Origin of the sequence: Blautia sp. NSJ-175, assembly GCF_022867815.1 — a bacterium.
In the GTDB taxonomy this organism is placed as follows: domain Bacteria; phylum Bacillota; class Clostridia; order Lachnospirales; family Lachnospiraceae; genus Blautia; species Blautia celeris.
On the sequence record NZ_JALIFQ010000032.1, the window covers coordinates 33,341 to 40,273 of the forward strand.

Genomic DNA, 6,933 nt, shown 5'->3' on the forward strand with positions numbered 1-6,933 from the left:
GGAAAGAACAAATTATGAAAACAACATTAGTTATCATGGCTGCCGGTATCGGTTCCCGATTCGGTGGTGGAATCAAACAACTTGCTCCAGTTGGTTTAAATGGAGAAATCATCATGGATTATTCTATCCATGATGCAATAGAAGCAGGGTTCAACAAAATAGTTTTTATTATCCGTAAAGATATTAAGGATGCCTTTAAAGAAGCAATCGGTGATCGTATTGAAAAGATTTGTAAAGATCTTGATGTAGAGATTGCCTACGCATATCAGGAATTAAATGAACTTCCAGAAGGTGTGGAGCTTCCAGCAGGACGTACCAAACCTTGGGGAACAGGACAAGCTGTTCTTGCTTGTAAAGAAGTCCTGCATGAGCCATTTGCAGTTATCAATGCAGATGACTACTATGGAAAAGAAGCATTTGTTAAGCTTCATGATTTCCTTGTAGGCTACACACCGGAAAAAGCGAATCAGTTTTGTATGGCAGGTTTCATTTTAAAGAATACTTTAAGTGAGAATGGTGCTGTTACTAGAGGAATTTGTGAGACAAATGAGGAAGGTTATCTCACAGCAGTACATGAAACTTCCAATATTGTCAAGACTTCAGAGGGTGCAGCAGTAGACAACGATGGACAGCTCACTTCAATTAATGCTGAATCCTACGCATCCATGAATATGTGGGGACTTACACCGGAATTCATGCAGATTTTAGAAGATGGATTTAAAGAGTTCTTTGCAAATATGGGAAACAAAGATATTATGAAAGCAGAATATTTACTGCCAATCTACATAGACGAACTTCTTCAGGCAGGTAGAGTTTCTGTAAAAGTGTTAGATACGAATGACAAATGGTTTGGGGTAACCTATAAAGAGGATAAAGACTATGTAGTGAAATCATTTGCCAAGCTGATAGAAGCTGGTGTATATCAAAAAGATTTGTTTGAAGATTTGAAATAAGCAGTGAAGGAGAACAATGGAAAGTAAGATAATCGAAATATTTAATAAAATAGTATATAATGTATTATCAGCACTTTATCAGCCCTTTTGGGCTGCCGTTCTCCTTGCCTTTTTAACAATGTTCTTATATTTATATGGTAAGGAGCATGGGTGGAAAAAGAATAATTTTATCCGAAATATGTTTGCAACATGGTGGAGAGCATTTAAAAGTTCTTCAAATTTTCGCCGGACATTCTTATTAGCTTTTTATACAGCAATGATATTACTCCGAACAGTTTTAAATCGTGAGATATGGTTTGATTCGCTTGGAAAGATTTTTGGAGGATGGGGATTATATGAAGATGGACAGTTTACAACAGAATCTATAGAGAATTTCATGTTATTTGTTCCATTTTCTATTTTACTATTATGGGCATTTCGAAAAGAATTACTTGATGAATCTGAGAATATTAGATTTGGAAAGACCGTTTGGAAAGCCACAAAAGTTGTAGCAGTATTTTCTTTTATGATAGAATTTACTCAGCTATTATTCCATCTTGGAACATTCCAAATATCAGATCTGACCTATAATACACTTGGTGGAGCAGTAGGTGGTGTCATCTATTATTTGGGATATTGTCGAAAGGGAAAGCGAAAAAATAAAATAAGAAACAGAGGATAGCAATCGGGGCATTAGTCCGGAGCAGGGAATCCTCTGTTTTAGGTGCAAGTTGATTGGATTCACATGGAAATAGGAGTTATAAAATGGCAGGAAGACCAAAAAAGAAACCAGAATATAATCCAGAACTTCAATTTAATAATTTTCTTCAAGAATTAAGAGATGCCTATGAAGAAGCAGCTTCCTTAAGATCACTGGCAGATGAGTTAAATATTAGCCTGCTGAAACTTCGTAAGCTACTTATTACTGCTGATGTGTTCACATCAGATATATGTACAGAAATTAATAATCTGCATCAGTCAGGAAAAAAGATTTCGGAGATTATGAAACTCACGGGTCTTTCCAGAGCATCAGTTCATTCCTATTTGCCCTACACTAAGGGACTTTATAATGCAACAGAGATAAGTCTAAATGCGGAACGATGCCGGACATATAAGATCAGACAGGAGCAGGTTCGGCTTCTAAAGGAAACACTATCAGAGGAAAATCTGTGGCAAGCGGTTATTGCATTTCAGGAGTATCCATTTAAAACGGCAACAGGATTACCGTTCCGGTATAAATTAAAGGTTGGTAAAAACGGAGAGTATAACAGAGAGTTGCTGATAGACCGGCGAGAGAAAAGTAAGAGTCTTGCCTGGAGTAGTGTGGTGCTGGCGTTTGAAAATAGTAAGAGGATTTCAGAAGAAGTGAAGAAGCCGAAGGCACTTGGAGATATTAGAGGAGTTTCATATATTTATCCGATACTATGGCGATTTGGCTTAATCCGAGTTCCGGAAGCAATAGAGAAGAAAATGGGAAAGCAGAGATAAATCCCTGCTTCATTGTCTGTAAGCGATTAGATTAACATGGATATATTAAAGAGTTTCTCGTAAAATAGAAAATGCATCAATGATTCCTTGTTTATAGGCAACCCGTATATATTCTATAGATGAAATGTTTTCAGCAGTGATAGCGGCATCAACAGTGTCCCATTGTTGAGGAGTTAGATTAAGATCCCGTATTTTTTCATTGGCTTTATTGCATTTTTTCTGAGCTTTTTGATATTTTACATCGTGCTTTATTGCAATAGGTAATGTTGTTTCCATACGAAAAGCTGCAAGCTGATCCAGAAAACTTTCTGATGATGTCAGATTGTTTTTAGGATTATGAATGAAATATTCTGTGAGTGCTTTATAGAGATTCTTTTTTAGTTTCTGTTCTTTTTTGCTCATTAGATAAATTCCTCCTTAAAGTTGTACAAGTAAATAACGGTATAACGTTAATTTATCATCGGTTTGCAGAAATGTCAACGGTATACCGTTAATAAATGAAGGGGAAATCATTTATACTGAATATATATTGTGATTTAAGGAGAATTTGCATGACGTATTCAGATGCCATAATAAAGAGATTAACTGATCTGTGTGTTGAGAGAGGGATAACGACAAATAAACTTGCTACATTGTCAGGGATTACGCAATCAACGCTTAATAGTATGATGAGAGGAGAAACAAAGAATCCAAAGCTGAAGACTTTGCGTAAGATTGCTATGGGATTTAATATGACTGTTTCTGAGTTACTGGATTTTCCAGAAATGAACGAAATGGAATTTGAGGATGAATGAAAGAAAATATGTTCGGAAAATTGAAAAAACATATTGACTTACGAAAATTTGTTCGGTATAATTATTTCTATCAGAAACGCAACGTTTCCGATAGAAAGGTAAGGTGAAAAGATGCGGCATAAAAGCGAAGAATTGATGAAGCAGATTATGGATTATGCAGAACAGTTTCAGTTGCTGAATCATCGTTCACCTTATACCAGCGAAATCGCAGATGCGCTCGGTATAGTCAAGAGTACAGTATACAAGTACCTTGTTGCTATGAATGACAGAGGAATGTTAAGCTACCGCAATGGGGAGATTGTTACTGAGAGAACGAATAAAATATCTCTACTTACGAAGCCGGCGGCAGTACTTGGGTCAGTATCCTGTGGTATGCCGCAGCTGGAGGAAGAGTATATTGAGGAATATGTTTCTCTTCCTGTTTCATTATTTGGAGAGGGTGAGTTCTTTATCTTGCGGGCCAGTGGAGATTCTATGATTGGAGCAGGTATCAACAGTGGAGATATGATTGTAATTCGGAAGCAGAATACAGCTTCGGATGGAGACATTGTTGTAGCACTTGTAGATAATGAATCCACATTAAAGCGGTTTTTCCTTGATACAGAAAGAAGGTGTGTACGGTTGCATCCGGAGAATCCGAAGTACCCGGATATTTATACACAAAATTGTACTGTTCAGGGTGTTGCTGTTCATGTGATCAAGTCATTGGAGTAGATGACATGAACAGTAGCAGGTGTAGGTTGCGATGAGATTGTCAGAGCCAATCCCAGGGGAAGATCATATAGCAGGTGGCATGGCTTCGGTGCTACGGAATCGCCTGCTATTAACTCATCAACGGTTTTCATTTCCCTTATCCGTTTGAGTGATAGTTTGTGTAGATATTACTTGGAGGATTATTGATGAGCAAAGAACCATTATTTGTTACATGCCCGGTATGCGGCAAAGTGAACCAGAAAAGCCTTTTTACCTATTCAGAGGTACGTTGCCAGAGATGTCATAGAGAGCTGACAGCATTTGCAGATTTGGGTGTAGTTGTTGGCATTGATATGAATAAGAAGCGGTCGAAGGAAGAAGTTGATCGCTTAGAGATGTATATGTCACATCTGGTAGGAGTTCTCCGGGATACGGAAGAATGAGAAGAAGTAAAGTATAGTGATACAATTTAATATGCAGGAATGAGAATATCCGTGAATCTGTAATATTAGACGGCAGGAATCTTCACATACAGCATGGATATTCAAGAGTTTGCTGAACGTGTTGGAGATGGCACAGAAACATCAGGAACCCGGCAAAACATATGCAGGAAGTTTATGGAGATAGTATACCTATATATTATCAACATAGCGATTAAGCATAGTGTTTTGTCGGGTTTTCTTTTTTTAAGTAGTGATTAAATCATTTAAACACTAGACAAAAAATAACAAGTATGTTAATCTATTTCTAACTACCACATAACTTCAAATAACTTTATTTTTTTCGGTAGTTAATGACTTATTAATTCCAAAATTTTATAGCAGGAGGGATATAACAATGCGACAATGAAATTAAGGATTAGATTAATTTTTATGGACGTATTTTAAGATTTTTGGAAATATTTTTATTCAGTTGAGATTTGTGAGGGGTATCAAACTCCGTATATGTAATAGATATAACCCTAAAGCAAATAATTAGAAAAATTTAGTCAAAGAAATGGATTAAAAAATTGGTACAGCATCTAATAAATCGCTGCACTAAGATGGCAACAATTTATTAGGTGCTGTACCAAAAATATGATTGTAAGGATGATTAGTGTAATATTACGCTAGAAGTCTGCCCATTTTTAGATTAAATCTAATTATTTGCTTTGGGGTTATTTTTTATTTACAAAGGAGGTGAATGGTATTGCCACAAGTCTCAAAATCTGAAAACTTACAGGAAGTCGGAAGGAAGATCAGACATTACAGAGAAAAGAAAAAGATGTCTCAGCTTGAACTTGCTGAGGCAATAGGTGTAACACAGAATACCATTTACCTAATAGAAACAGCTCAATCAGAAATGAAATTGGAAAAGCTGTTTCGTATAGCCGAAGTACTGGATGTTACACCAAACAAATTATTGCCGGGTGAGGCAAAGACAGAATCTAATAAATTTTTTGAATTTGAACATATGATGAAACAATTAAGTGAGGCAGATCAAGAACTTATTTTTAATATGGTAATGCCCTGTATGAAGCGGCTTTTACCAAATACATAGTGATATAAGTAATCTTTTTTATAGAGATTATTTATATCACTTTTTTTATGTCAACATTGCAGATTGTGAAATAATAAAAAATTACATTATGGGCTGTGAAGAGTTTCGGACAGATGTTTGTTAGAATTTTATTACATCAAATGGAGGAGGAAAAGCTCATGACGCAGGAAGAATTGGAGTTTCGCCGCAGGTGTCCCTACGATGCCTTTGGTGATTATTCAGATGTATTAAAGGAAATCCGTCAGAAAGAAAAAGAGAACAAGACGGATACCGTATCAGTAGTAAATAGAAGTAAATAATGTTGGTTGAATCTTAACACTGTGATTGTGCAGCAGATTTTTCCATACAGAAGGCAGCAGGTTGGAGCTTCGGTTCCGCTAATAAAAAAAATTAGCGGAATCGGGGTCTATTTAGCTTAGCTGCCTTTCTTTTTGTCACCGGTTTCTGCGGGAAAGGTGGCAATTATGCTGACATTAAGAACATTGAAAGAACTGATCGACACACCAAAGAGAGGAGAGAAACTTCCTACACCGAAGCAGCTTCGTACAGGGGAATCACCGGTAGTTGCTCATAAAACAACAGGAGCAGGTGTGAATGAGGTACATATTATCGTATATCAGTCCGGATATGCGGTTTATGGTATCGGAAACAGAGCAACGGTATTCCCGGTAAATCTGGAACTTGGTTATGGTTATTCTTCTGTGACAGAAAAGAAGAGAAAAGAAGATGAGAAGTATAATACCTGGAATCCAGAGACAGGACTTCGTGAGAAGAAGTATTTCTGTGAATTAGAGGAAAGCTTTTTTGAAAAGGAAGAATGGTATCTGCGTCTGATGCTGATTGGCGAGGACCGGCTGGCACATAATCTGGCTACTCGTGATCGGGGACGCTGCATTTCATTCAATGGCATTTCTGAGGATTTTGAAGGAATGGAAGATGAATTGATGGATGTAGAAGAACGTGTGAACCGTCAGCAGATTGCAGAAGAGATGATGAGTGTACTTAGTGATAAGCAGAAAAAAGTAGTTCAGGAATTTTACTGGAATCAGAAAACACATAAACAGATTGCAAAGGAAAATGGAGTAAAGAGAAATGCCGTAACAGAAATATTGAAATATGCTCTTAATAAAATAGAGAAAAATTATGATGAAGATGGCAAAAAAAGATAAGTAAAATGAGAAGGGGAAGCTGCATGTGTAAAGCAGTTTCCCTGTAAGTTAATTTTCAATTCTAAATAGCATTTATATTCTAAAAAATTTTTTTGAAATTTTTCTGACCTTTTGCCCTCTGCCGCCTGTGATTAGTGGAAAGAGGGCAAAGTCATTCAAGACAACATTTCTAAATGATTTAATCCCAATCCGCCGTACCTTGCTACGAAAATAAAACACGTAGCAAAAAACTGAACCTTGACAACAAATGTTTTCAACAATTATGAAAGCATCACTATAAAGCAGTCACAGTATTGGCTGCCTGTAGTGAGAGATTGA

10 protein-coding genes are annotated in these 6,933 nt (G+C 36.7%); 9 read left to right on the forward strand and 1 reads right to left on the reverse strand.

Annotated elements, in window-relative coordinates:
* Window positions 1-14: 14 nt before the first annotated feature.
* The 3 genes from MUB35_RS28025 to MUB35_RS28035 all read left to right on the forward strand — a co-directional run bounded on the left by MUB35_RS28025 (window position 15) and on the right by MUB35_RS28035 (window position 2,420).
* Window positions 15-953, forward strand: a complete 939-nt coding sequence (locus MUB35_RS28025; protein WP_187002766.1) for a nucleotidyltransferase family protein — start codon at window positions 15-17, stop codon at window positions 951-953.
* A 16-nt stretch (window positions 954-969) separates the two neighbouring features.
* Entirely contained in the window at window positions 970-1,614 is a 645-nt protein-coding gene (locus MUB35_RS28030) for a VanZ family protein (RefSeq protein ID WP_187002767.1), read from the forward strand.
* A gap of 83 nt (window positions 1,615-1,697) precedes the next feature.
* Window positions 1,698-2,420, forward strand: coding sequence for a hypothetical protein (locus MUB35_RS28035; protein ID WP_004612937.1), 723 nt, complete (start codon window positions 1,698-1,700; stop codon window positions 2,418-2,420).
* A gap of 45 nt (window positions 2,421-2,465) precedes the next feature.
* Here the strand turns inward: MUB35_RS28035 and MUB35_RS28040 are convergent, their stop codons facing one another.
* Window positions 2,466-2,822 carry a hypothetical protein gene (locus tag MUB35_RS28040; RefSeq protein WP_117456752.1) on the reverse strand — a complete coding sequence of 119 codons (357 nt, stop codon included), beginning with the start codon at window positions 2,820-2,822 and terminating at the stop codon, window positions 2,466-2,468.
* 149 nt (window positions 2,823-2,971) lie between these two features.
* Here MUB35_RS28040 and MUB35_RS28045 point away from each other — a divergent pair, with 149 nt between their 5' ends.
* The 6 genes from MUB35_RS28045 (at window position 2,972) to MUB35_RS28070 (ending at window position 6,615) form a co-directional block, all read left to right on the forward strand.
* Window positions 2,972-3,214 (forward strand): helix-turn-helix domain-containing protein, encoded by a 243-nt coding sequence (locus MUB35_RS28045; RefSeq protein ID WP_044987291.1) that lies wholly within the window; start codon window positions 2,972-2,974, stop codon window positions 3,212-3,214.
* A gap of 147 nt (window positions 3,215-3,361) precedes the next feature.
* A complete protein-coding gene (lexA, locus tag MUB35_RS28050) occupies window positions 3,362-3,928 on the forward strand; it encodes a transcriptional repressor LexA (RefSeq protein WP_270778358.1) in 567 nt (188 codons plus the stop codon).
* A gap of 185 nt (window positions 3,929-4,113) precedes the next feature.
* Window positions 4,114-4,350 carry a hypothetical protein gene (locus MUB35_RS28055; RefSeq protein ID WP_004612933.1) on the forward strand — a complete coding sequence of 79 codons (237 nt, stop codon included), beginning with the start codon at window positions 4,114-4,116 and terminating at the stop codon, window positions 4,348-4,350.
* A 739-nt stretch (window positions 4,351-5,089) separates the two neighbouring features.
* Window positions 5,090-5,446, forward strand: a complete 357-nt coding sequence (locus MUB35_RS28060; protein WP_244807219.1) for a helix-turn-helix domain-containing protein — start codon at window positions 5,090-5,092, stop codon at window positions 5,444-5,446.
* A gap of 158 nt (window positions 5,447-5,604) precedes the next feature.
* Complete coding sequence (locus MUB35_RS28065; protein ID WP_167338126.1) at window positions 5,605-5,745, forward strand: hypothetical protein; 141 nt, start codon at window positions 5,605-5,607, stop codon at window positions 5,743-5,745.
* Between the two features lie 165 nt (window positions 5,746-5,910).
* Window positions 5,911-6,615, forward strand: a complete 705-nt coding sequence (locus MUB35_RS28070) for a sigma-70 family RNA polymerase sigma factor (protein WP_118486153.1) — start codon at window positions 5,911-5,913, stop codon at window positions 6,613-6,615.
* Window positions 6,616-6,933 lie beyond the last annotated feature (318 nt).

What these genes read in the sequence shown, in the direction of transcription:
- MUB35_RS28030 (WP_187002767.1), top strand. Translation starts at nt 970, where the DNA reads ATGGAAAGTAAGATAATCGAAATATTTAATAAAATAGTATATAATGTA.
- MUB35_RS28040 (WP_117456752.1), bottom strand. Translation starts at nt 2,822, where the DNA reads ATGAGCAAAAAAGAACAGAAACTAAAAAAGAATCTCTATAAAGCACTC.
- MUB35_RS28055 (WP_004612933.1), top strand. Translation starts at nt 4,114, where the DNA reads ATGAGCAAAGAACCATTATTTGTTACATGCCCGGTATGCGGCAAAGTG.
- lexA (WP_270778358.1), top strand. Translation starts at nt 3,362, where the DNA reads ATGGATTATGCAGAACAGTTTCAGTTGCTGAATCATCGTTCACCTTAT.
- MUB35_RS28060 (WP_244807219.1), top strand. Translation starts at nt 5,090, where the DNA reads ATGGTATTGCCACAAGTCTCAAAATCTGAAAACTTACAGGAAGTCGGA.
- MUB35_RS28065 (WP_167338126.1), top strand. Translation starts at nt 5,605, where the DNA reads ATGACGCAGGAAGAATTGGAGTTTCGCCGCAGGTGTCCCTACGATGCC.
- MUB35_RS28035 (WP_004612937.1), top strand. Translation starts at nt 1,698, where the DNA reads ATGGCAGGAAGACCAAAAAAGAAACCAGAATATAATCCAGAACTTCAA.
- MUB35_RS28070 (WP_118486153.1), top strand. Translation starts at nt 5,911, where the DNA reads ATGCTGACATTAAGAACATTGAAAGAACTGATCGACACACCAAAGAGA.
- MUB35_RS28045 (WP_044987291.1), top strand. Translation starts at nt 2,972, where the DNA reads ATGACGTATTCAGATGCCATAATAAAGAGATTAACTGATCTGTGTGTT.
- MUB35_RS28025 (WP_187002766.1), top strand. Translation starts at nt 15, where the DNA reads ATGAAAACAACATTAGTTATCATGGCTGCCGGTATCGGTTCCCGATTC.